Origin of the sequence: Micromonospora sp. NPDC049081 (assembly GCF_040648835.1) — a bacterium.
In the GTDB taxonomy this organism is placed as follows: Bacteria; Actinomycetota; Actinomycetes; order Mycobacteriales; family Micromonosporaceae; genus Micromonospora; species Micromonospora antibiotica.
Genome location: NZ_JBEZEK010000066.1, coordinates 1 through 1,566, shown reverse-complemented (window position 1 = coordinate 1,566; position 1,566 = coordinate 1). Strand labels below are relative to the sequence as shown.

The following is a 1,566-nucleotide window of genomic DNA, read 5'->3' as shown; positions in this document are numbered from 1 at the left end:
GGGTCGGCGGGTTGGCCGGTGAGGGTGGAGAGGATGGGGGTGTGGGGTTGGTGGTAGGTGAGGGTGGTGGCGGTGGTGTGGAAGGGGGTGAGGATGGGGTCCATGTGGTGGGAGTGGAAGGCGTGGCTGACGTTGAGGCGGGTGGTTTTGTGGTGGTGGGTGTTGAGTTGGTGGGTGAGGTGTTCGATGGCGTCGTGGTCGCCGGAGATGACGAGGTGGTGGGGGCTGTTGATGGCGGCGATGGTGAGTTGGTGGGGGTATTGGGTGAGCCATTGGGTGGCTTGGGTTTCGGTGAGGTTGGTGGCGATCATGGCGCCGCCGGGGGTGGCGTTTTGCATGTGGTGGCCGCGGGCGGCGACGAGGGTGCAGGCGTCGGGGAGGGTGAGGATGCCGGCGGCGTGGGCGGCGGCGATTTCGCCGACGGAGTGTCCGATGAGGTAGTCGGGGTGGATGTTGTGGTGGGTGAGGAGGGCGTGGAGGGCGGTTTGGAGGGCGAAGAGGGCGGGTTGGGCGTATTGGGTTTGGTGGAGTGCGGGGTGGTTGGTGAAGACGAGGTCGTGCAGGGGGATGTCGAGGTGGGGGTTGAGGTGGGTGGCGCAGGCGTCGAAGGTTTCGGCGAAGGCGGGGTGTCGGGTGTGGAGTTCGGCGCCCATGTGGGGGCGTTGGGAGCCTTGGCCGGTGAATTGGAAGAGGGTTTTGGTGGTGGTGGCGTGGCCGGTGGTGGTGCCGGGGTGGGGGGTGTTGGTGGTGATGGCGTTGAGGCCGGTGAGGAGGTCGTGGAGGGTGTGGCCGGTGATGGTGGCGCGGTGGGGGTGGCGGGTGCGGGTGGTGGCGAGGGCGTGGCTGACGTGGTGGGGTGGTTGGGGGTGGTGGGTGAGGTGGTCGTGGAGGCGTTGGGCCTGGTCGTGGAGGGCGTCGGGGGTGTGGGCGGTGATGGTCCAGGTGAGGAGGGTGTCGGTGGGGGTGGGTTCGTCGGGGGTGGTGGGTTGGGGTTCGGGTTGTTCGAGGATGAGGTGGGCGTTGGTGCCGCTGATGCCGAAGGAGGAGATGGCGGTGCGGCGGGGGCGGTCGTGGTGGGGCCAGGGTTGGGTGGTGGTGAGGAGGGCGACGTTGCCGGTGGTCCAGTCGACGTGGGGGGTGGGTTCGTCGATGTGGAGGGTGGCGGGGAGGAGTCCGTGGTGCATGGCGTGGGTCATTTTGATGACGCTGGCGATGCCGGCGGCGGCTTGGGTGTGGCCGATGTTGGATTTGATGGAGCCGAGCCAGAGTGGGGTGTCGGGGTGGTGTTCCTGGCCGTAGGTGGCCAGGAGGGCGTGGGCTTCGATGGGGTCGCCGAGGGTGGTGCCGGTGCCGTGGGCGTCGACGGCGTCGATGTCGGCGGCGGTGAGGCGGGCGTTGGCCAGGGCGGCGCGGATGACGCGTTCCTGGGCGGGTCCGTTGGGTGCGGTCAGGCCGTTGGACGCGCCGTCCTGGTTGACCGCGCTGCCCCGGATGACCGCGAGGACGGGTCGTCCGGCCCGGCGGGCGTCGGACAACCGCTGCACCACCACCACACCCACACCCTCG

The 1,566-nt window shown here is 69.2% G+C and carries 1 protein-coding gene; it reads right to left on the bottom strand.

Features of this window, described 5'->3' with window-relative positions:
• A partial coding sequence (locus AB0B63_RS32470; RefSeq protein WP_357025879.1) for a type I polyketide synthase occupies positions 1–1,566 on the bottom strand: 1,566 nt, incomplete at both ends.